Genomic DNA, 20,687 nt, shown 5'->3' on the forward strand with positions numbered 1-20,687 from the left:
TTATATTAGTCGTTAAAATTGGACAGTGAAAAACCTGGCCATCAAAAAGATGGGACCTGAACAATAGCTGGTAAATCACTATGATTTGTTTTTGAAAGTGATTATTTCTTGATGACTTTGGAACTTTCCGTTTTCCCTTCCACATCAGTTTTTATCACATAAACACCCGCAGGCAGTAGACTCATATCAATTGTATCTGTATCCTGAGAGGTTTTCACCAATTGCCCAGCAGCATTATAAACAAAAATGGAGTTCACTTTTTTGCCAGAAGACACCGTCAAAACATCTTTCACAGGATTTGGATAGAACTGGGTTTTGCTGAGAGACACTTCTCCTGTTGCCAAAGCCTCTTTTACTACAATAGAGTAATCTTCCACCTGTCCATTGGTATATGTACCACAAGCTCCAGTTGGCCAGAACATTGCAAAGGTAGAAGGTGAATTAACTTTTAGAATTCTCAGTCTTGTACTGCCTACAACGGCATCAGCAGGCACTTTTATACTAAGTTCTGCAAATTGCGTATCCATACCGGTACTTCCTTTTACAAAACCAATTCTGTAGATTTCGTTTTCGTTATCCAGAATTCCGTTTCTATTCCAATCGATAAAAGCTGTGAAAGTACTGGCCTTGAAAGATCCGTACGTATTACCTTTGACTGTGATCTTGTACTCTTTTCCTCTTTCCAGGTTGGCTACCTTTGAAAGAAAACTTTCATAAGAAGCGGTAGAATTCGGGTCTGTTGTATTGGATATATCTGCAAATGTAACTGAGGTGATAGGCTCTGACGCTGTAGCGGAAACGCCGCAGTAAGAAGAGGTACTAAGATTATTTGGAAGGACTCTTATTTTCGTACTTCCTTTGAGACCACCTCCGGACCAGTCATTATAACTCAACGTCCAATTACCTTCCACAGGCTGAAGAGGAACCAAACCTGCCGGCGCAAAAAGTTTGGAATCACTGTTAAACTCGATAGTCAGTTCTCCGTTTTCATCCGCATACATCTCTTCATCTTTATTCAGCTCCCAGGCACCAGAAGCAGGATTTGCGACATTAATTTTTACCTGACCGTATGGCGTAAGGTTTTTAACCGCAATTCTGGAACCATAATCGAAATCCAGCATTTTAAATTCAGCAGGACTAGCGGTGCCGGTGATTACATTCTTAGGATCTTTGATCACGGTATAATTTCCTGAAGCTGTACCGCCTGAACCATCTACTGCATTTAAAGTATAATATCCTAATGGCGAAACATTTGTCCAGCCATTGAATTGGAATGTCATATTTCCTGTAGCATCTGTCGTAGATGATAAAGATCTAAGACCACCTTGTGGATCAACAGAGGTCAACTTTATTGTTGAGTTAGCGGCAAAACCACTTCCTGTTACTTTTACCCCATAAGCCCAATACCAATATTCTAAAATGCTGTTTTCAGCAGCAGGATGACTTGGCACTGTAGTGTCAATAGAAATAGTCTGTGCAGGTAGTATGGCTGATAAAAGAAGGGATGCAAAAAAGGCGATTTTTAATTTCATATTTTTGATTTTTAATTATAATCAAATGTAACTATGAAATGATTTTAAAGAAAATTATTACTGTTTAGAATCAATGAATTTACACGATTATAAACACGCTTTTACGAACACAATCACCTGAAAACCAATAAATTGAAAAGACAAACAGACCAAACCTAATGTTTTACAGACTTGAGTGTATTTATCTTTTTTAATATATAAAACAAGCTACTAACCGCCAATATAATTATTAAAACAACAAACAAATAGTACATTTTTTGATTATATTGAAATTCATCATTCTGTGTTTCTACATTTTTACGAAGCAGATCCGAGAAAGATTTTTTCTCTACTTCATCATTAGTTAACAGATTTTTTTCCAGCTTTTGGTTGTAAAAATAGTATTGCGGCGCATTATTCTGGTTGAGATAATTTTGACTCAGCGCATCATAAACTTCTGTTAGGAGTCCAACATTTCCCGTATTTCCAATTACTTGTTCTGTACGCCTTAAGACCTCATTCGCTTTGACAAAATCTTTTCTGTTGTCATAAGTAATAGCCAAACCAACTTTTGCATAATTGGAAACTTCCGACATTTTATACCGATCCGATGCCTTGATGACTTCCATGAAAAGAAATTCTGCGGCATCAGCCTTCCCGATATCAATCAGAGAATATCCTTTTTGGATCTTGGTAATATTCTTATTGAGGAGGCTGCTGCGGTCATTGTATTTGTTGTACTCATAGATCGCTTTATCAAAATAAGTGATCGCAAATTCAGGATCAAGATTATCCTTATAAATCAACGCTTTAACAAAATAGATATTGGCACTCATCTGGTCCAAAGATCCATCTTTCAGAAAATTAATGATAGTTTCTGCCCTGTTGAGGTAATTGATTGCTTTTTTATTCAGCTTCAGTATATAATATTGATTTCCGATGAATCCCAAAGTATTGACCATCATGAGGGAATCCTGCGATCTCTGAGAAATATCCAAAGCTTCGAATCCGGCTTTAAGCGCAGCAGAAGATAAATGCTTTACAGAGTAGGCGCTTCCTTTTGCCAGCAGTAACTTACTTTGCAGCTTGTCATCATCGATCTTCGGCTCCAGTTTTTTGACCATGACCAGCGCAGAATCAGGATCAATAAAGGCCATCCTGTCCACTTCCGAAATCTGCTTTTCAAATTTGGGTTCGGACTGAGAGAAACCAAAGATTGCCCATACCAAAAACAAGAGATACAAAACTTTTTTCATATCATCCGTTTTTAAGTTCATCGATAAACTGCGACGGGCTTTTCCCGGTCACATTTTTAAAAATAGTCGTAAATGTCGTGCGTGATGCAAAGCCCGCTTCCTCTGCTAGATAACTGGTTTTATACTGCAGATATTCCGGGTTTTGAGTTAATTTATCAACGATGTAATTGACTCGTAACTCATTAAGATAATTATTAAAATTCTTGCCTTTGTGCTTATTGATGATCTCCGAAAGATACTTGGAATTGGTATTCATCCTTTTTGCCAGAACGACCAAAGAAAGATGAGGATCTCTTACATTGGGGCTTATCTCAAAGGCTTCCAGATTGGCAAGAATTAGATTTTCAGTCTTTTCCGGAATCGTAAACACGTGACTCGCCTGAAAATCTTTTAATTGATCACTTAACTTCTGCTCATATTCTTTAGAAATGTTTTCTTTCTCAAATTCTACCGTTGCAACATGGGCTCTGTTTCTCATGATAAAATAATAAACAAGACTGATTATCAAAGACAAAACGGCCAATACAGCTGATAGAAACAAGATCTTTTTATGAACTTCTTTCTGTTGGTGGATTTTCGAATTTTCTTTTTGATCAATCAGATTTATGATATTAACGCGCGCCTCTTGTTTGTCGGCAATCGTTGATTTTAATAATTTGATATATTCTTTCCTGGATCTGAAACAGTCAGCAGCATCGCTTCCACACTCGTTTTGCGACCAATCTCTGTAGAGCTCTGTATAAAAAACGCCATCCCTGTACTGCGGAAATTGATTTTTTAATTGATAAAGATCCGACGCTGTGAAAGTGCCATTTTTGATTTGGGATCTCAAACCGATCAGTTCTGACAGAAACTGAAAATAAGGAGGCTCAGCATCTTGAGAACTATCCGCTTTGCTATGGTTTAAAACTAAGTTAAAGAACTGCAAACGTGACCTGTAGAAGGCGTCAAGTTTTGTCTCACCATTGGTACTTTTTTTAACTTTCACCAAAGCTTCTTTGTATTTGCCTTGGTGATAGTACTTCAAAATCTCTAGCTCATTTTTCCAGGATGCAACACATTTTTTTTCTTCCTGATTTTTCAATGATGCCGCCAGCTCGTCAATATCAGTCATGACTTCATTGTACTCATCCAGAAAACCAAGTTCCAGATAAAGTTTCCCAATCAGATATTCATTTTTTGTCTTCAGGAAATCGTTGTCAATGTTTACGGAAATCCGGTCGGCTGATATCAGTTTTACAACCGCATCATTGTATCTTCTTTGATTAAAGTAAATTTCGGACTGCAAAAGCAGGGCGTTATAAACATCTTCTGTCGTTCCAAAACTCTGGTTCGACACTATGTATTGTGCTGTCTTGATGGCTTTGTCTGGGTCAGAATACATCAGTGCTTTTATGTCCCTTGTCAGATTTTGTGCATCGTTGACTTGTGCATTTACATGGACTGCAAATACGAGAGACAACAGCAAAGAAAAAATTCTGACCATCATTTTTTGAAAAATCAAAGACAAGGTTTAAAGATAAAAAATTCTTAGCTCAATCCGATTTAAAATATAAAAACCACGATCAATTTTCCAATACTTTCCCAATGATCGTTTTCCGGTGTTGGATTCCCCAATCGGCAAGATTCTCTATCACTTTCTTCAAGGTATAGCCATATGCTGTCAATTCATATTCTACGCTTACGGGTTGCGTTTTCAGTACGGTTCTTTCTACTAACTTATTGATTTCCAAATCCTTCAATTCGCTACTCAGCATTTTGGCAGATATACCTACTATTTCCTTCTGCAGATCAGAAAACCTGAGTTTATCATAGCATAAAGCTGCGATGATATGAATCTTCCAACGACCTTTCAAAACATCCATGGTATCTTGCACGGCCATCATATTGGTCCTACAGCATTTTATTTTCATAAGTATTTTTTTTGAATTTGCTCAAAGTAGTGAGATAGATATCATATGGTAATAAATGATGGACAAAAATTACATAATCACCTGTTTTACAAATCAGTAACTTTTTGGTAATAATAACTTTTTGTAACCTTATTACAAAAGTAAACTTTTCTTAAGTAACTTTGTATTATCAATTTAAAAAAATATAAAAAAATGAGCTTAATAGATGACCTTAACTGGCGTTATGCAACAAAAAAAATGAACGGAGAAACTGTTCCTCAAGATAAAGTAGATTACATTTTGGAAGCTGCGAGGCTTGCACCTTCTTCTTCCGGTTTACAACCTTACAGATTGTTTGTCATTAGCAATAAGGAGTTGCTGGAAAAAATTCAGCCTATTGCCTTTAACCAGATTCAGATTACAGGAGGTTCTCACCTTTTGGTTTGGGCGGCTTGGGACGGCTATTCTCACAACAGCATTTCTGAGGTTTTCGAAAAAACAACCGCAGAAAGAGGAATCCCTAAAGAAGCGATGGACGATTACAAGGCCAGACTTTGGGGAATGTACGAGCCGCTTGGAAATGAGTGGCACGCCACCCACGCTGCAAAACAGGCGTACATCTCTTTCGGCTTAGCCATCGCCGCTGCAGCTGAACAAAAAGTAGACGCAACACCTATGGAAGGTTTTGACAGTAAAGCTCTGGATGAACTTTTGGGCCTCAATGAAAAAGGATTAAAAAGCGTTGTGATTCTACCGTTAGGTTACAGAGACACCAGCGGAGATTGGCTTGTAAATCTGAAAAAATACAGAACACCAAACGAGGAATTCATCACAGAAATCAAATAAATTAAAAAGCGTCCTGATCATTTCAGGACGCTTTTTGTATGCTTTAAGGTTTAAATCTAAGCTCTAATTTCTATTCTAATACCCTAACAGTTTTAAGACATCTTCCGCCCGTTGTTCTTCCCGGAAAAGCTCGTAAGTGAAATTTCCATCTTCATCTTTATCAATCAAAATATGTTTGGGCTGAGGCATGAGACAGTGGTGAACACCACCATAACCGCCAATCGTTTCCTGATAAGCGCCCGTATGGAAAAACCCGATGTACAAAGATTTGGTCTCATTGAAAACTGGCAGATAAATCGCATTCGTATGCTGTTCAGAATTATAGTAATCATCTGAATCACAAGTCAATCCACCTAGAAAAACCCTTTCATAGGAATCTTCCCAACGGTTAAGCGGCAACATAATAAAGTGACGGGAAATAGCCCACGTATCTGGCAAAGTCGTCATAAAAGAAGAGTCGATCATATTCCATTTCTCTCTGTCGTTTTGACGTTTCTGAGAAATAATTTTATAAAGATGACCACCACTTTCGCCTACGGTAAAGCTTCCGAATTCTGTATAAATATTTGGTTCCTCTACACCTTCTTCCTCACAGAATTTCTTGATCTGAGACACAATCTCATTGACCATATACTGGTAATCATAATCAAAATTAAGCGAAGTCTTGATAGGAAAACCACCACCAATATTAAGAGAATCTACTTCCGGTGCAATTTTTTTCAGTCTGGCATAGACTCGGAGACATTTGTACAATTCATTCCAATAATATGCTGTGTCTTTGATTCCGGTATTGATGAAAAAGTGAAGCATTTTCAGCCTCGCATTCGGATGTTCCGCAATTTTCTGGCTGTAATATGGTATGATATCCTTGTATCCGATTCCTAATCTGGAGGTATAAAACTCGAATTTCGGCTCTTCCTCTGCGGCAATCCTGATTCCAATGTCAAAAGTTCTGTCGATGCTTTCCGTCAGCTTATCCAGTTCTCTGTAATTGTCCAAAATCGGCGTGATATTTTCGAAACCGCTGTTGATGAGGTCAGAAATCTTGACCAGATAATCGTCGGTTTTAAAACCATTACATATTACTTCGATATCTTTACTTACTTTTCCTTTGTCATAAAGGGATTTCACGATGTCCATGTCGTAAGCGGAAGAGGTTTCCAGACTGATGTCATTTTTCAAAGCCTCTTCTACAACGAAGGCAAAATGGCTGGACTTCGTACAGTAGCAGTATCTGTAAGATTTTTGGTAATCGTTCTTTTCAAAAGCTTCCTTGAACCAGAATTTTGCTCTTTCTATATTCTGAGAAATTTTTGGGAGATAATTGAACTTCAAAGGGGTTCCGAATTTTTCCACAACTTCCATGAGATTAATATCATGGAATTTCAGCGTATTCTCTTCTACATTGAATTCTTCTGTAGGAAAATAAAGCGTTTGGTCAATTAGTTCAGAATATTTTATTTTCATTTCCGGCTAAAAAAAGTTAATTGTTTTACGGTACAAAAATGATGAAATAAACTGAATTTCTACGTTAATAATTCTATAAAAAACAATGACTTTTTTTAACAAAAAAATCAAAAAACTGACTTTATTACTTTTCATTTAATTTGTCTGTTAAATTAATTAATTTTGTCTTTACTATAAATACAAAATGAGACCAACTATAAATATATATTGCGACGAAAGTTGTCATTTGGAAAATGATGGTGAATCTATTATGTCTTTAGGCGCTGTATATTGCCCTCTTGAAAAAAAAGAAGAAATTTTTGAACGTCTATATAGTTTTAAAGAAAAACACAATTTAATTCCAAAATACAAAAAAAACAAAAAAGAAAATAGAACATATTATGAGCTTAAATGGAATAAAGTCTCAAAATCAAAAATAGAATATTACAAAGATGTAATAAATTATTTTTTTGATAATGATGATTTACAGTTTAGGATTTTGGTGGTTTCAAATAAGGACAAAGTAGATTATGAAACATTCAAACATACGCACGACACCTTTTATTATAAAATGTATTTTGGAATGTTAAAAGCAATATTAAATCCAGAATTTTCACATCATATTTACATCGACATCAAAGACACTAGAAGTAAAGAAAAAGTACATAAGCTAGAAGCTATTCTCAGAAATGACAAATACGATTATTCGAAAGAAATTATAAAAAAAGTTCAACAAGTTCGGTCTCACGAAGTAGAAATATTACAATTAACGGATTTATTAACAGGAGCACTTTCATATGTCAACCGGAAACTTTCTCAAAGCAAGCCTAAAAATGAATTAGTGGAATTAATTAGAAAAAGGTCCAAATATTCACTTACAAAATCTACTCTTTTAAAAGAAGGAAAGTTTAACATTTTTATTTGGGAACCGCAAAAGCCTTATTTTATATGAGTTTGAATTTTCCTGAATTAATTCTGTTTGAAGATTTTAACGGTAACTTCAAATCGTATTTTGATGTTGTCTATAATGTATTTCATTCTAATTTCATAGCCCACCAACCGATTTATAACGGATTAAAAGTTTCTGCACAAAAACACCCAGAAGTTGATGGGATTCATCGAACATTCTATCACATTACTCACGTAGGAGATATTGAAAATGATAGAAGTCCGGACTTCCGAAGAATGGAAAGGATTAGATTTCCAAAATTTTGCATTGATAATTATGCAAACAAGGATTTTTTTATTTGGGAAAAGACCATTGGAAGAGATAACAGAAGTCATATCTTAAATGAAAGTGAACAATATCTAGTCGTACTAAATGAACGAATAGGTTTTTATCTATTCTGGACAGCGTTTTATATTGAAGAGAATCATACTTTGAGAAAAAAAATAAAGGAATACGAAGCCTATTTAAAAGCCAAAACCGCTTAGTTATAACTAAACGGTTTCTAAACTCCTTTAACACTTCTAATTTTTCAATATGGTTACTGAGCTTCTGCAAAGATAAAAATTATTTTACAAAAAAAGTGCTACAATTCTATTTTCCTACAAAAAATAGCAAATCACCCTCTTTATATTTAATTGAAACTTCCTCATTTTCTGCAATATTCCGCGTTCCAATTCTTTCTCCAAGAATCAAATCTTCATTATACAAAGGCCATTTCAATCCTTTGGTTTCAATGTTTTTAGCAATTGGAAACGGCATCAGTGATATCATTTTGTCCTTCACATCAGAAATTGCGAATTCTTTCGTAATAAAATAATATGACGAATAATTATCAAAAAATCTAAGATTCAATTTATCTTTAAAGAAAAAAGCCACGCTCAAGTTTCCCAGAAAATGATCTTGTTCTCCTCCACTTGCGCCGTAAACATCGATATTATCAAAGCCTTTTTCAAAAATTAATTCCAAAGCTTTGTGGAAATCAGTTTTATTCTGGTCGGGCGTTTCGAAAATTTCAAAGCTGTCACGCTGAGGCTCTCGAAGCGTTTCCAAATTAAACGAATCGAAATCTCCTGAAATAAAATCCAGTTTTTCTAATGGAAAATTCAATTCCTTCAAATAATGAAAAGCGCCGTCGGTACAAGCAATCAACTCATAATCTGACAGATTAGGGAATTCTTTTGGCGGTTCACCATTGATGAAAAGCAAGGCTCTATTTTTCACTATCCTTTTTATGTTTCGTCTTGAAGAAAAAGCCTTTTTCAGTTTCCTTAGTCGGTTTAGAAATTGTACAAGAACTTAAAAATACAGCTCCGATTATGATTAAAATTACTTTCTTCATCTAAGTTCTATCATTAGGATTCCAATATTCCTCAGATTCATTATTCAATTTTGAAACATATCTTGCCAACACAAAAAGATAATCCGACAAACGATTCAAATATTTGATTAATTCCGGTCGCACTTCTTCAGATTGATTCAGGAAAACCAAACTGCGTTCTGCGCGTCTGCAAACCGTTCTCGCGACGTGAAGAAAAGTCGATGCTTTTCCACCGCCAGGCAAAATGAAATACTGCAAGGGTTCCACTTTCTCTTCCATCGCATCCATCCAAGTTTCCAATTCTTCGATTTCTTTGTCGGAAATTACGAGTGGTAATCTGGCTTTTCCATTAGCCAAAAATAGTTTATCAATCGGTGTCGAAGCTTCGGAACCTACTGTAAAAAGGTCAAACTGGATTTTTTTGAGTTGATTAATGACATTTTCATCATCAATGTGAGATTTTGCAACGCCAATGTTCGCATTCAGCTCATCGATGTTGCCGTAAGATTCCACTCTTGCACTGGCTTTGGAGATTCTGCTTCCGCCATAAAGTCCGGTTTCGCCTTTGTCGCCGGTTTTTGTATATATCTTCATTTCCTTCTTTTACGAAAGTTTAAAAATAAGATTTTGATTCGAAAATAATGTCATCATTACATTTTATATTTTTCTTAAATTGCTGTAATGAAAAGTGGAAGGCTAAGTTTGTACAAAAGCAGAAATAGGATGGACATTACATCTGATAAATACATATAAATAAAAAAGATGCAGATAAAAAAGCCATTTCAAAAAACCACCAATCTCATTCACATTTATCAGCAGTTGCGACGCTTCATCAAACCCTACCGAATGATGATATTCGTGACTTTGCTCCTGACTTTCATCGGTGCATTATTTGCTCAGGTCAATCCGTTGGTTTTGAAATACACGGTGGACGAAGTGACCAAACTGACGCAACTTCCCGATCCTATGAAAGAAGGAATCCACGTTCTGACTTTAATTTCAATCATCCTTTTAGGAAAAGAATTGGCTAATATCTTTATTCAGTTTGGACAAAAATTTTATGGTGAAAAGATTAGAATCAATGTCAGTTCAGAACTCGCACAGGAAGCCATCAACAAAATATTAACTTACCGAATCGCCTATTATAACGACGAAAACCACGAATCTGGTAAACTTCAAATCCGAATCGACCGAGGAATCGAAAGCCTCACAAAATTGGTTCAGAATTTTTTTATTGATATTCTTCCGCTTTTCTCCACTGCGATTATTGCATTGATTGTGATGTATATGCAGAATATTTATGTCGGATTGGTTTCTACGATGGTCATTCCGATTTATTTTTATGTCACTTCGAGGCAGGCAAAAAAATTAGGAAACGTAAGACGAACACTCAGAAATCAACGTGAACAGAAAACGTCCGGACTCTTAAATTTGATTAATTCTATAATGGTCATCAAAAGTTTTGTCCGAGAAAAATTTGAAGGCAGCAAACAGTACAATCTTCAGATGAAACTGATGGAAAGTCAACTTTACACAAGACGAACCAGTTTTATTTATGACGGTTTGAAGACTTTTATAGAGCAATTTGGTGTCGTTTTGATTATCCTTTTGACGGTTTATCTCGTGCTTGACCAGCAGATGACGATTGGTGCGATTATGCTTCACATTATGTTGTTCAACAATGTTTCTGCGCCTATTCGCCAGCTTCACAGGATTTATGATGATATGAATGACGCCTTTATTTATGCCGAAGGTTATTTTGAAATCCTGAATGCTGACGAAGAAACTGAACCAAACGGAACCATCAACAATATCCCAATCAAAGGAAATTTCGAAATCAAAAATGTGGATTTCACTTATCCAAACGGAATGAAAGCACTTCACAACGTTTCCCTAAAAATCGAAAATGGAAAAACAACTGCGTTGGTTGGACTCAGTGGCGCAGGAAAATCGACGATTATCAATTTACTTTGTAAATTTTATGAACCAGATTCCGGCGAAATCCTTTTGGATGGCAATAATCTGAATGATTTTGATAATGATTATCTGCGTGATGATCTTGGATTGGTGCTTCAAAAGAATCACATTTTCAAAGGAAGCATCGAAGATAATATCCGTTACGGAAATCTCCACGCTACTTTTGACGAAATAAAAGAAGCGGCTACAAAAGCTTATCTCCACGAGCAGATTATGGATTTGCCGGAAGCTTACAACCACGACGCCACACAACTTTCCGGCGGGCAACAACAAAGAATTGCCATCGCCAGATTGTTCCTGAAAAATCCGCCCATTATTTTCCTTGATGAACCAACTGCAAGCCTAGACGCCATCGCCACGGAACAAATTAAAAATTCTCTTGATGCAATAAAACAAGGAAGAACGGTTGTGATAATTTCGCATTCCTTGTCGCAGATTTTGGATTCGGATATGATTTATGTGATGAAAAAAGGCGCAGTTGTGGAAAATGGAACACATGAAGAGCTTTATGAAAAAGACGGAACTTATCGGGAAATCTTCGATGCATCTGCAAGAAGTCTGAATCTTGATAGATTGGTAAAAACTTATAAAGATGAATGAGATTTGTAACGAAAACACTTCAACGGAGTTTATATTGAGCGAAGTCGAAATGCTCAGTGTGACACCGCTAATAATTACTTTTGTCAGTCTGAGGCTCTCGAAGACTCTAAACTGTGTCAGTCTGAGCGGAGTCGAAGACCTTTCAAATAATAGACAATGAATGAAGACCATTACATTAAAAAAATAGACCGCGTCACCTCGATTCTCGTGCAATTGCAAAGCAAGCCCGTTGTCCGGGCGCAAGATTTGGCGGATAAATTCGAAGTCAGCGTACGAACGATTTACAGAGATATAAAAACTTTGGAAAATGCGGGCATTCCGATTTTTGGAGAAGCTGGTTCCGGCTATTCTTTGGTGGATGGCTACAAACTTCCGCCTGTGATGTTTACGAAAGAGGAAGTTCTCAGTTTCATCACAGCAGAAAAACTGATGCAGAATTTTTCGCACGAAAGTCTTGGTTCTCATTACAATTCGGCGATGGAAAAAGTAAAATCTGTCCTTCGAAATTCGGAGAAAAATCTGGTGACCGATATTGAAAATCAAATCAATATCTATTCTTATCAGCCAGAAAAAACGGATTCGATTAAAAATATTATTCCTACCATTCTGGAAAGTATTTCTGAAAAAACACAGCTGAAAATCAATTATGAAAGTGCAAAAAACGAAGCTTCAGAACGAATTATTGAAGCGGTCGGGATTTTTTACGAATTCAATTATTGGTATGTGATGGCGTTTTGTACGATGCGGAAAGATTACCGACAATTCCGTGTGGACCGGATTTTGAAAATTATTAAAACCGAAAATCCTTTTCAACAAGAATATGGAAAAGTCACTGATTACAAGCAAAAATCGAATACAGAAAAAGTTCAGGTCAAGCTTTTGGTCGAGAAAAAAATAATGCCTCACATAATGCATTCGATGAAGTATTATGGCTGGATTGCCGATGAAGAAACGGAAAAAGGAATGCTCATCACCTTCGAAACGAGCTGGATTGATGAGGGTTTTCCACGCTGGTTGATTACCTTTGCGGATGATGCGACGATTCTTGAACCTGAATATCTCAAAGATACGATGGCTAATTTAATTCAAAATATTTCTAATAAACTAACATAAAAAACTCTGCCAAAGTTCCAAACTTTGACAAAGTTAAATTTTTAATCTTTTTACTTTATTCTTGTGTCTTTCTTATCTTTCTCTTTCCCAGAAAAACGGTGGTTCGATTCCCAAAGCTCTCAGGTAAACGTAACCTTGACCACGATGATGGATCTCATTATCCACGAAATAAAGAATATTCTGATAAATCGGAAATTCATATTGTCCAAATAAATTGAAAGTTTCCTGAAAACGTTCTTCAGAAATCTGACTGAAATATTCATTTATTACTTCTGTTTGTTCGTCCCATTTCTGCAAAATTTCTTGTTTTGTAGTTGGATTGAACGCTTCATCAAATTCGCTAATTGTTCCGTCAACAACGGATTTCAAAGCTGGTCCGGCGATAGCAATCATTTCCAGAACCAATTTGGAAAAAGGTCTCATTCCACCGATTGAAAATTCGAATAAATCTTTTTCAGGAAAAGCTTCAATGACTCTTCTAGTCAGATTTCTGTGGCCTTGCCAATGGATTAAAAGTTGTTGTGAGTTGAGGACTGTGGCTGTTGCATTCATAATAGTTTGTTTTATTTGATACAAATGTACAGCGAGGTTGTGACAGGAGTTTGTCAGGAGGGGATTTGATTTTGTTGATTATGAAATATTTTTATTTCAAAGTACCGTTAAAAAATTCATTTAATGCCTGAAATACCTTTTTAACGTCAGCATTCGGAAAAAAACCTGCACTGTTAATACAATTAATTTCTACAATTTTCCAACCAATATCTGTAAGACAAATATCCATAACAAAAGCTTCCGCCACATTGAAAATCGAAATCATTCGCTCAGCAAATTCGATACCTTCTTTTTCGACATTTTCCTCAAAAGGAATATCTTTTAGAATTTTATAATAAACAGCTTCAATTACCTTTCCTCCAACAATCCATAAGCGCGCTTCTTTAATTATATCTCTTGGTATTGAGATTTGAACGAGAGATTTCGAATCTAATAATGGATTGTTAGGATTTTGTAGACTATTTTCCACAAAATTCTCCCACTTTATCTTAGTAAATATACTTCCGGTAAAAAGCTTCGCAAATTTATATGGCTTGATAAATTTTTGTTCCTTGTCTTGCCAATCTAGTATCGCCGAAAGCTCTTTAACTTCTGTGTGATAATTTAATAGATTCTCTTTATAAAATTTTGAATTAATCTCGAATAAATGATTTCCGCCATAAAAAGAACCAAAATTCCAATTTGGGTTTTCCTTACCTAACATTGCAAGTTTAACTGACCCGTAAACAAAAACATCATTTCTATTTTCCGAAATTTCAATTTTTGTAATAGATGAATTCAAATTTATTTTTTCAAATGGAATTTTTAATTCATCCAAAATTGGATAAATTCTATCAAAATCAGGGTCTTTGTGAATATTTGATTGGATTAGTACGTACATTTTATCTTAAGATTGATTAGAGAAAATTCTAAAAGTTATATCTTCTCAAACCTAAAATTCTCTCCAAGATAAGCCTGTCTTACTTCTGGGTCATTTGCCAAATCTTCAGGAATACCTTCTTTCAGAATTTTCCCTTCGAACATAATATACGTTTTGTTGGTAATCGCCAAAGTCTGCTGAACGTTGTGGTCGGTAATCAAAATCCCGATATTTTTCTCTACGAGGGACCTTACAATCTTCTGAATATCCTCCACCGCAATCGGGTCAACACCAGCAAAGGGCTCATCCAAAAGGATAAAATTCGGACTTGTCGCCAAGCAACGTGCAATTTCCGTACGACGTCTTTCACCTCCGGAAAGCAAATCGCCACGGTTTTTACGAACGTGTTCCAGGTGGAATTCCTCAATCAGTTCGTCGCATTTTTTCTGCTGTTCTTTTTTGGAAAGCTTCGTCAATTGCAAAACGCCCAGAATATTATCTTCCACAGACAGCTTCCGGAAAACCGACGCTTCCTGAGCCAGATAACCAATGCCTTTCTGAGCACGCCTGTACATTGCATCCTTCGTAATATTTTGATTATCAAGAAAAACGTTCCCTAAAGTCGGTTTCACCAATCCAACAATCATATAAAAAGACGTTGTTTTCCCCGCTCCATTGGGTCCCAAAAGTCCGACGATTTCGCCCTGCTTAACTTCCAATGAGACGCCTTTCACCACTTTTTTTGGTCCGTATTCCTTGATTAAATTTTCTCCTCGTAAAATCATAAAACAAAGATATAGAAATTTTTATCTTCTGATGACAACAATTTTGGGCGTGCCCCTCACCAGCGCTGAGGCCACCGCTCGGGTCGGGCTTTCCGTTACAAGTCCTCACTCGTTGCCTCGCTCCGGGCTTTCCACTGCACCCGAGGCTTTAGCCGAACTGTACGAAGTAAATCCCTCACGCGCTTCGCCTCGATTCAACATTCAACATTTTTACATTGTACATTTTACATTGTACATTATACATTCTACGTTTAACATTGTACATTTGTGAAAAATTTCCAAAAATGCTGATAGAAAGCCTTCAAAACGAAAAAATCAAAAGACTGACCAGACTTCTCACCAAAAATCAGGAAAGAAGAAAAGCCGGCGTTTTCATCGTAGAAGGACAACAGGAAAACGAGCGTGCCTTGGAATTCGGAAATCTGCCGGAAGAATATTACATCTGCGAAGATATCTTCAAAGGGAAATTGCCTTCAACAAAAATCCATTACGTTTCGGAAAAATTGTACGAGAAAATCGCTTATCGAGGTACAACAGAAGGAATTATTGGGATTTACAAATTGGAACAAAGGACTTTAGAAGATTTCAAACCTAAAAAAGATTCAGCAATCATCATTTTAGAAAGTGTTGAGAAACCAGGAAATCTGGGTGCTATTTTGAGAAGTTGCGAAGCTTTCGGTATCAACGCCTTGATTGTCACCGACCCAAAGACAGATTTTTACAATCCCAATGTGATCCGCTCAAGTGTTGGGTGTCTTTTTGGAATGAATATTTTCCAAGCATCCAATGACGAAACTATGGAATTTCTGAAAATCAACCACTATCAGATCTTCACCACTTTTATGAGCGAGGATGCAAAAAACATTCAGGAGAAAAATTTGAAAAGTAAATCGGCCGTTTTATTCGGAACAGAGCATTCCGGTTTGAGTGATTTTTGGAAACAGAAAGGAGAAAACGTTTTAATTCCAATGGCAGGAACCATTGACTCTCTAAACTTGAGCAATGCAGCAGCAATTACATGTTACGAAATCCTGAGGCAGAAATTGGCGCAATAAAAAAAACCGTCTCTCGAAAGAAACGGTTTTAAATTCTTAACAGGGTTAAGATTATTTTTTAGCAGCAGCAGAATCAACTTTAGCAGCAGCTCCTTCTACTTTAGCAGCAGCAGAATCAACTTTTACAGCAGCAGAATCAACTTTAGCAGCAGCAGAATCAACTGTCAAAGCAGCAGAATCAACAGCAGTAGAATCAGCAGAAGTAGTTTCTACGTTTTCAGTTTTTTTACAAGCAACAAGAGTTACAGCAGCGATAGCAGCTACGAATAATGACTTTTTCATAATAATTACATTTAAATTGTTAGTTAATAGATATGTTCTCCTTTGAACGGTGCAAAACTACATCAATAAATAAATTTTGTATTTGAATATTAATTGTAATATATTTGTAAAATACGATTTACAAATTAATAATACTGTAAATCAGCAAATTAAGCATAAATAGAATTTTGACCGACATAGAATTTTTATATTTCCAAAACTTAAAAAGAGCTGTTCAGGAAAAATACCTTGAATCTCATTCTCCGTCATTTGATGATATTTCAAAATGGCGCGGTATTGATATCATTTATTTTCAGGAAGACCTTAGACAAAAAGCAAAAGGAAATATCAGCGAAAAAACGTTTTATACCTATTTCAAAAACAATGCGCACGAAAAGATCCCGCGAATCGATATGCTCAATATCCTTTCTGTCTATGTGGGATTCAATTCCTGGTCCGAGTTCCGCAAGAAAAATCCCATAGCAGAGGAGAAAAAAACCGTTGTAACACCCGATATTTCTGTGCCGAATGATGTATTTCCTGTACAGGCAACAGCATTAATAGAGCCCAAAAAACAGCGCATACATGTTGAAAACCAGCCATCTACTGCCACAGAAAAACCCAAATCTACCAATAACCAACATATTTTCTTAAAAAAATATCTATGGTTGGGCATTTCATTGTTACTGTTTGCAACCGTTCTTGTCTTGGTGTTTTATGACAACCTATTCTATAAGAAATATACGTACGCTTTCACAGATGCAGACAGAAATTCCTCTATCAAAGGAGAATTAGATGTCAAAATCATTCGGGAAAATGAATCTCCCATCCTCTTCAAAGTAAAACCAAACTCGCCATTTGTTTACGAAACCAAAAGCAAGAAGCTTAAAATGGTGATTTCCTCGCCATTTTACAAAACGGATGTCGTTACGAGAGATCTCACAAACGCGCCCGAATCAGAAAATATAGAACTGAAACCAAACGACTACGCGATACAACTTTTCTACTATTCCAAATCGATCAAGGATTTCAAGAAAAAAACCTATCAGCTCAACCGTTTGATCAGTGACAAAGCCCTTATTTATCAGGTAGTTGACAGTGATATCTACGGGATAGAAACGATGGATAAGCAAAAATACATCTCGCTGGTTACGCTTCCGACAACTTCTCTTGAGAATTTGGAAGTGATTGATTCACAAATGGAAAACGGAAAAATAGTCATGATTAAATTCAGAATTACAGACGATGAAAAATCAAAATAAATTTTACTGGTGGATAACAGCTTTATCTGTAATCATCTCAGCATTTATCTCCTGCAACAAAAAGTATGAAGGACCAGATAACTCGTTGGAAACGATAAGAAATGCGAACAACAAAGTCACTTATACAAAATCCAGTCTGGACAGTGTACAGGCTATCAATCTGATTACCTCGCAAAAAGTACAAGATCTGTTGGATCTTTCTACGCTGTACACCTCCGGAAACAAGGACACGGAAATAGATTCTGTAATCTACACCCAAATGCAGGCACATTTTTTAACAAAGGATTCTAACAATTTAAAGCCTTTGCTAAAAGAGATGGACAGTTTAAAAGTGAGGTTTGCGAAAGTCAATAACTTGAAAACATCAAAATCAATTATTGAAAAAGACACTTTGGACTTCGCCAATTTTGATGTCGAATATTACGATAAGAAAAAGACGTATATCACGACGGTCAATCGCAAGGCGCAATATATGCTGAAAGCTTCGCCGGTGAAATTCCAGAAGGAGTTCAAATTCTACTTCAATAATTTCTACAAACAAGAAACCGACAGTACAAAAACAACAAAACCCGCTCGTTAGCGGGTTTTGTTTTAATCAGATCTGGGATCTAATTATTTTTTGATTTCTTCTTTAACAGCTTTTTCGTCAGCTTTAGCAGAATCAGCAGTAGCTTTTACAGAATCAACAGTTGCAGTAGCAGTAGAGTCGATTGCAGCAACAGCAGAATCAGCAGTAGCGTCAACAGAATCAACAGCAGCAGCTTCTACTTTATCAGTTTTTTTACAAGCTACAAGAGAGATAGCAGCGATAGCAGCTACGAATAATGACTTTTTCATGTTCTTAAAATTTAAATTAATTATTATTATATTATTGTTGTCTTAATTATTGAGTTATAATGACAAGACAAAATTAGCACCGTCTGACAAAAATCATTAAAAAATAGCTTGTAATAAGCTTGTAAAAACAATTTACAAATAGAGCATATTGATTATCAACTGTTTTCATTAAAATCGATCCTTTGATTCGGCGTCAGCAATACATCCATTTGGACATCTTTTTGATAAACATCAGCGATGACTTCGTGTGGAGGAAAAAAGTTTAATCCTATTTTTTTCTTAATCATCAAATTCTCCGAAAAGAATTGGTCATAGAAGCCCTTCCCATAGCCTACCCTATTTCCGGAGGCATCACAATATAACAAAGGTGTCAAAACACAGTCCAGATGCACATCTGACGCGATATTCGACATTGGCTCTTTGATTCCCCAACGATTAACTTCAAACCTAGAATCGGGGAAAATCTCAACAGAAATTATTGTTTCGCCTGTGATTTTCGGGACAAAAACCCTGATTTCCTTTTCAAAAAAATAGTCAATGAAAATCTGAGTATGGATTTCATTAAACCTTTCTATCGACAAAAAAACATTAACTTTTTGATTTTCAATAGGATTAAATTGTAAAATAAAATTTTTAAGCAATTTATCTGATAAAAATATGACCTCATCTTGCGATAAGGCCATTCTTTTTGCTTGATAAATCGTTCGTAGTTCTTTTTTTGTGAGACTTAAAATCATATTAAAAACCTCTTTAATCTTCAAGAATTTTATACAACTTGTCAGATAATCTCACTCTGAAGGGAAGCTCAAAAGTAATTTGGTCTTCAGCTTTTGCAGTTTCAACAGAATGTCCATCAACAAACATTTCATTAATAACAATCTCTTTCTCTCCAGTTGTTGGCCCGGAAATTAAAACTTTATCATTAACCGAAAGTTCATTTGAAAGTAAAAACTGAGCAATTCTTGACTTGGTATAATAATGTTCAGCCTTTCCAATAAGGGTTTTCTTGACTTTTATCTTCTGACGAATATCTCTTGCTTTCGCCAAAGGTTTATCTGTCAACTCACCAGAATTTTTAAACTTCAGAGCTTCTGACTTCCCTTTTCGGAAAACTTTATTGCCAACTTGCAATCCTTTTCTTAATTCTAATTGCGTTTCCAAAGGCAAATGAATGGTTTCCAGACATTCTGAAGAACAGGTATTTTCCATCACAGCTTTACAGTCATCACATTGGATAAACAACAAGTGACAAGCATCATTCGCACAATTGGTATGATTGTCACAAGGTTTGCCACACTGGTGGCATTGCGCAATGATATCGTCTGTAATTCGCTCGCCCAATCTGTGGTCAAACACAAAATTCTTCCCTACGAATTTACTTTTAACACCTTCATCTTTTACCTGACGCGCATACTCAATGATTCCGCCCTCCAATTGGTAAACATTTTTAAAACCTTGGTGTTTAAAATAGGCACTCGCCTTCTCACAACGGATTCCGCCAGTACAATACATCAAAAGGTTTTTATCTTCTTTATAATCCTGCAATTGCGCATTGATAATCGGTAAACTTTCCCGGAAATTTTCCACATCTGGCGTAATCGCTCCTTCAAAATGACCGACTTCACTTTCATAATGATTCCTGAAATCCACCACAATTGTATCTGGATTTGCCAACAAGTCATTGAATTCCTGCGCTTTCAGATGGATTCCTTTGTTGGTCACATCAAAAGTTTCGTCATTCAAACCATCCGCAACAATCTTGTTTCGAACTTTAATGGTCAACTTCAAAAACGAGTGATTATCCTGCTCCACAGCCACATTCAAGCGGATGCCTTTCATAAAATCATAAGCTTCCAAAGTTTCGCGGAAAGCCTCAAATTGATCTGCAGGAACACTCATCTGAGCGTTGATTCCTTCGTGCGCCACATAGATTCGCCCGAGCGCATCCAAGGCGTTCCAGGCTATAAACAAGTCGTCGCGAAATTTCTTGGGATTTTCAATTTTGGCATACGCATAGAAAGACAATGTAAGGCGTTCCTTACCAGCTTCATCAATAAGTCTGGCTCTTTCTTCTGCGCTTAAGGTGTTGTACAGTTGCATGCTATAAACGTTTTAAGTGAGAACAATAATGGCGCAAAGATAAGAAATTTGGACAACAGTTTTCGGTT

22 protein-coding genes are annotated in these 20,687 nt (G+C 36.2%); 8 read left to right on the plus strand and 14 right to left on the minus strand.

The genetic code is table 11. From position 1 onward, the window contains the following. Positions 1 to 101: 101 nt before the first annotated feature. The 4 genes from F564_RS0102165 to F564_RS0102180 all read right to left on the minus strand — a co-directional run bounded on the left by F564_RS0102165 (position 102) and on the right by F564_RS0102180 (position 4,680). Positions 102 to 1,532 carry a GEVED domain-containing protein gene (locus F564_RS0102165; RefSeq protein WP_028121157.1) on the minus strand — a complete coding sequence of 477 codons (1,431 nt, stop codon included), beginning with the start codon at positions 1,530 to 1,532 and terminating at the stop codon, positions 102 to 104. Between the two features lie 155 nt (positions 1,533 to 1,687). Further along, positions 1,688 to 2,767 (minus strand): tetratricopeptide repeat protein, encoded by a 1,080-nt coding sequence (locus tag F564_RS0102170; RefSeq protein ID WP_154656783.1) that lies wholly within the window; start codon positions 2,765 to 2,767, stop codon positions 1,688 to 1,690. 1 nt (position 2,768) lies between these two features. Further along, positions 2,769 to 4,256 (minus strand): helix-turn-helix domain-containing protein, encoded by a 1,488-nt coding sequence (locus F564_RS19805; protein WP_028121159.1) that lies wholly within the window; start codon positions 4,254 to 4,256, stop codon positions 2,769 to 2,771. A gap of 76 nt (positions 4,257 to 4,332) precedes the next feature. Then, positions 4,333 to 4,680 carry a winged helix-turn-helix transcriptional regulator gene (locus tag F564_RS0102180; protein WP_028121160.1) on the minus strand — a complete coding sequence of 116 codons (348 nt, stop codon included), beginning with the start codon at positions 4,678 to 4,680 and terminating at the stop codon, positions 4,333 to 4,335. 192 nt (positions 4,681 to 4,872) lie between these two features. Between F564_RS0102180 and F564_RS0102185 the strand changes: the two genes are divergently transcribed. Further along, on the plus strand, positions 4,873 to 5,505 hold the full coding sequence (locus F564_RS0102185; protein ID WP_028121161.1) for an NAD(P)H-dependent oxidoreductase: 633 nt from the start codon (positions 4,873 to 4,875) through the stop codon (positions 5,503 to 5,505). A 75-nt stretch (positions 5,506 to 5,580) separates the two neighbouring features. On the opposite strand, the gene F564_RS0102190 is transcribed toward F564_RS0102185, so the two are convergent. After that, positions 5,581 to 6,972 (minus strand): type III PLP-dependent enzyme domain-containing protein, encoded by a 1,392-nt coding sequence (locus F564_RS0102190; RefSeq protein ID WP_028121162.1) that lies wholly within the window; start codon positions 6,970 to 6,972, stop codon positions 5,581 to 5,583. Between the two features lie 184 nt (positions 6,973 to 7,156). Between F564_RS0102190 and F564_RS0102195 the strand changes: the two genes are divergently transcribed. Both F564_RS0102195 and F564_RS0102200 read left to right on the plus strand, forming a co-directional pair. Then, positions 7,157 to 7,903: a DUF3800 domain-containing protein gene (locus F564_RS0102195; protein ID WP_028121163.1), complete on the plus strand. Its 747-nt coding sequence runs from the start codon at positions 7,157 to 7,159 to the stop codon at positions 7,901 to 7,903. Next, on the plus strand, positions 7,900 to 8,385 hold the full coding sequence (locus tag F564_RS0102200; RefSeq protein ID WP_028121164.1) for a hypothetical protein: 486 nt from the start codon (positions 7,900 to 7,902) through the stop codon (positions 8,383 to 8,385). The genes F564_RS0102195 and F564_RS0102200 overlap by 4 nt, the downstream gene beginning before the upstream one ends. Before the next feature lie 106 nt (positions 8,386 to 8,491). On the opposite strand, the gene F564_RS0102205 is transcribed toward F564_RS0102200, so the two are convergent. Both F564_RS0102205 and F564_RS0102215 read right to left on the minus strand, forming a co-directional pair. Continuing rightward, positions 8,492 to 9,121, minus strand: coding sequence for a thiamine diphosphokinase (locus tag F564_RS0102205; protein WP_028121165.1), 630 nt, complete (start codon positions 9,119 to 9,121; stop codon positions 8,492 to 8,494). Positions 9,122 to 9,239: 118 nt separating this feature from the next. After that, positions 9,240 to 9,812: a cob(I)yrinic acid a,c-diamide adenosyltransferase gene (locus F564_RS0102215; protein WP_028121166.1), complete on the minus strand. Its 573-nt coding sequence runs from the start codon at positions 9,810 to 9,812 to the stop codon at positions 9,240 to 9,242. 255 nt (positions 9,813 to 10,067) lie between these two features. Between F564_RS0102215 and F564_RS0102220 the strand changes: the two genes are divergently transcribed. Continuing rightward, a complete protein-coding gene (locus F564_RS0102220) occupies positions 10,068 to 11,795 on the plus strand; it encodes an ABC transporter ATP-binding protein (RefSeq protein WP_051259543.1) in 1,728 nt (575 codons plus the stop codon). A 156-nt stretch (positions 11,796 to 11,951) separates the two neighbouring features. After that, positions 11,952 to 12,908 carry a helix-turn-helix transcriptional regulator gene (locus tag F564_RS0102225; RefSeq protein ID WP_028121168.1) on the plus strand — a complete coding sequence of 319 codons (957 nt, stop codon included), beginning with the start codon at positions 11,952 to 11,954 and terminating at the stop codon, positions 12,906 to 12,908. Between the two features lie 72 nt (positions 12,909 to 12,980). Here F564_RS0102225 and F564_RS0102230 read toward each other — a convergent pair whose 3' ends face one another. The 3 genes from F564_RS0102230 to lptB all read right to left on the minus strand — a co-directional run bounded on the left by F564_RS0102230 (position 12,981) and on the right by lptB (position 15,104). Beyond that, positions 12,981 to 13,460 carry a DinB family protein gene (locus F564_RS0102230; protein ID WP_028121169.1) on the minus strand — a complete coding sequence of 160 codons (480 nt, stop codon included), beginning with the start codon at positions 13,458 to 13,460 and terminating at the stop codon, positions 12,981 to 12,983. A gap of 91 nt (positions 13,461 to 13,551) precedes the next feature. Beyond that, positions 13,552 to 14,340: an ATP-grasp domain-containing protein gene (locus F564_RS0102235; protein WP_028121170.1), complete on the minus strand. Its 789-nt coding sequence runs from the start codon at positions 14,338 to 14,340 to the stop codon at positions 13,552 to 13,554. A gap of 35 nt (positions 14,341 to 14,375) precedes the next feature. Next, positions 14,376 to 15,104, minus strand: coding sequence for an LPS export ABC transporter ATP-binding protein (gene lptB, locus F564_RS0102240; RefSeq protein ID WP_028121171.1), 729 nt, complete (start codon positions 15,102 to 15,104; stop codon positions 14,376 to 14,378). A gap of 284 nt (positions 15,105 to 15,388) precedes the next feature. Between lptB and F564_RS0102245 the strand changes: the two genes are divergently transcribed. Further along, complete coding sequence (locus F564_RS0102245; protein ID WP_028121172.1) at positions 15,389 to 16,159, plus strand: TrmH family RNA methyltransferase; 771 nt, start codon at positions 15,389 to 15,391, stop codon at positions 16,157 to 16,159. Between the two features lie 51 nt (positions 16,160 to 16,210). Here F564_RS0102245 and F564_RS0102250 read toward each other — a convergent pair whose 3' ends face one another. Further along, positions 16,211 to 16,441 (minus strand): PG1828 family lipoprotein, encoded by a 231-nt coding sequence (locus F564_RS0102250; RefSeq protein WP_028121173.1) that lies wholly within the window; start codon positions 16,439 to 16,441, stop codon positions 16,211 to 16,213. Positions 16,442 to 16,608: 167 nt separating this feature from the next. Here F564_RS0102250 and F564_RS0102255 point away from each other — a divergent pair, with 167 nt between their 5' ends. After that, on the plus strand, positions 16,609 to 17,682 hold the full coding sequence (locus F564_RS0102255; RefSeq protein WP_028121174.1) for a hypothetical protein: 1,074 nt from the start codon (positions 16,609 to 16,611) through the stop codon (positions 17,680 to 17,682). Beyond that, positions 17,666 to 18,262, plus strand: a complete 597-nt coding sequence (locus F564_RS0102260; protein WP_028121175.1) for a hypothetical protein — start codon at positions 17,666 to 17,668, stop codon at positions 18,260 to 18,262. Before F564_RS0102255 ends, F564_RS0102260 begins: the two co-directional genes overlap by 17 nt. 32 nt (positions 18,263 to 18,294) lie before the next feature. Here F564_RS0102260 and F564_RS0102265 read toward each other — a convergent pair whose 3' ends face one another. From F564_RS0102265 to trhO, 3 genes are all read right to left on the minus strand, one after another. Then, entirely contained in the window at positions 18,295 to 18,519 is a 225-nt protein-coding gene (locus F564_RS0102265; RefSeq protein WP_028121176.1) for a hypothetical protein, read from the minus strand. 155 nt (positions 18,520 to 18,674) lie between these two features. Then, entirely contained in the window at positions 18,675 to 19,256 is a 582-nt protein-coding gene (locus F564_RS0102270; RefSeq protein WP_034980524.1) for a 5-formyltetrahydrofolate cyclo-ligase, read from the minus strand. Positions 19,257 to 19,269: 13 nt separating this feature from the next. After that, entirely contained in the window at positions 19,270 to 20,619 is a 1,350-nt protein-coding gene (gene trhO, locus F564_RS0102275) for an oxygen-dependent tRNA uridine(34) hydroxylase TrhO (RefSeq protein ID WP_028121178.1), read from the minus strand. Between the last annotated feature and the right edge of the window lie 68 nt (positions 20,620 to 20,687).

This window comes from Epilithonimonas tenax DSM 16811, from assembly GCF_000428485.1.
Lineage (GTDB): Bacteria > Bacteroidota > Bacteroidia > Flavobacteriales > Weeksellaceae > Epilithonimonas > Epilithonimonas tenax.

What these genes read in the sequence shown, in the direction of transcription:
- F564_RS0102165 (WP_028121157.1), bottom strand. Translation starts at nt 1,532, where the DNA reads ATGAAATTAAAAATCGCCTTTTTTGCATCCCTTCTTTTATCAGCCATA.
- F564_RS0102170 (WP_154656783.1), bottom strand. Translation starts at nt 2,767, where the DNA reads ATGAAAAAAGTTTTGTATCTCTTGTTTTTGGTATGGGCAATCTTTGGT.
- F564_RS19805 (WP_028121159.1), bottom strand. Translation starts at nt 4,256, where the DNA reads ATGATGGTCAGAATTTTTTCTTTGCTGTTGTCTCTCGTATTTGCAGTC.
- F564_RS0102180 (WP_028121160.1), bottom strand. Translation starts at nt 4,680, where the DNA reads ATGAAAATAAAATGCTGTAGGACCAATATGATGGCCGTGCAAGATACC.
- F564_RS0102185 (WP_028121161.1), top strand. Translation starts at nt 4,873, where the DNA reads ATGAGCTTAATAGATGACCTTAACTGGCGTTATGCAACAAAAAAAATG.
- F564_RS0102190 (WP_028121162.1), bottom strand. Translation starts at nt 6,972, where the DNA reads ATGAAAATAAAATATTCTGAACTAATTGACCAAACGCTTTATTTTCCT.
- F564_RS0102195 (WP_028121163.1), top strand. Translation starts at nt 7,157, where the DNA reads ATGAGACCAACTATAAATATATATTGCGACGAAAGTTGTCATTTGGAA.
- F564_RS0102200 (WP_028121164.1), top strand. Translation starts at nt 7,900, where the DNA reads ATGAGTTTGAATTTTCCTGAATTAATTCTGTTTGAAGATTTTAACGGT.
- F564_RS0102215 (WP_028121166.1), bottom strand. Translation starts at nt 9,812, where the DNA reads ATGAAGATATATACAAAAACCGGCGACAAAGGCGAAACCGGACTTTAT.
- F564_RS0102220 (WP_051259543.1), top strand. Translation starts at nt 10,068, where the DNA reads ATGATATTCGTGACTTTGCTCCTGACTTTCATCGGTGCATTATTTGCT.
- F564_RS0102225 (WP_028121168.1), top strand. Translation starts at nt 11,952, where the DNA reads ATGAATGAAGACCATTACATTAAAAAAATAGACCGCGTCACCTCGATT.
- F564_RS0102230 (WP_028121169.1), bottom strand. Translation starts at nt 13,460, where the DNA reads ATGAATGCAACAGCCACAGTCCTCAACTCACAACAACTTTTAATCCAT.
- F564_RS0102235 (WP_028121170.1), bottom strand. Translation starts at nt 14,340, where the DNA reads ATGTACGTACTAATCCAATCAAATATTCACAAAGACCCTGATTTTGAT.
- lptB (WP_028121171.1), bottom strand. Translation starts at nt 15,104, where the DNA reads ATGATTTTACGAGGAGAAAATTTAATCAAGGAATACGGACCAAAAAAA.
- F564_RS0102245 (WP_028121172.1), top strand. Translation starts at nt 15,389, where the DNA reads ATGCTGATAGAAAGCCTTCAAAACGAAAAAATCAAAAGACTGACCAGA.
- F564_RS0102250 (WP_028121173.1), bottom strand. Translation starts at nt 16,441, where the DNA reads ATGAAAAAGTCATTATTCGTAGCTGCTATCGCTGCTGTAACTCTTGTT.
- F564_RS0102260 (WP_028121175.1), top strand. Translation starts at nt 17,666, where the DNA reads ATGAAAAATCAAAATAAATTTTACTGGTGGATAACAGCTTTATCTGTA.
- F564_RS0102265 (WP_028121176.1), bottom strand. Translation starts at nt 18,519, where the DNA reads ATGAAAAAGTCATTATTCGTAGCTGCTATCGCTGCTATCTCTCTTGTA.
- F564_RS0102270 (WP_034980524.1), bottom strand. Translation starts at nt 19,256, where the DNA reads ATGATTTTAAGTCTCACAAAAAAAGAACTACGAACGATTTATCAAGCA.
- trhO (WP_028121178.1), bottom strand. Translation starts at nt 20,619, where the DNA reads ATGCAACTGTACAACACCTTAAGCGCAGAAGAAAGAGCCAGACTTATT.